General features: G+C 66.8%; 1 protein-coding gene. It reads right to left on the minus strand.

The window, feature by feature from the left end:
• The coding region (locus GVL12_RS26115; protein ID WP_200844121.1) for a hypothetical protein at positions 1-244 on the minus strand (244 nt) is incomplete at both ends.

Here is a 244-nt window from a genome sequence, read left to right on the forward strand (position 1 = left end):
CCCCTGGGGAAACCGAATTTATCCAGGCGCGTGCGTTGGTAGCTGCCGCGGCCCATCGCCTTCAAGGCCAGGGTCGGGCGATCCCAGTTTTCAATGGAGTGGACCTGGCCCACGCAAGCCGCGTCCAGCGCATGGGTTTTGGGCACACCCAGCGCACTGCGGTTGAATTTGGTCCGCCCGCCCGAGGCCAGCTCCACGGGCAGGCCCGTAGCCTGCAAGGCGTTTGCCAGTGCCCAGCGCGTGG

This window comes from Pantoea sp. 18069 (genome assembly GCF_902706035.1).
In the GTDB taxonomy this organism is placed as follows: Bacteria; Pseudomonadota; Gammaproteobacteria; order Burkholderiales; family Burkholderiaceae_C; genus Comamonas.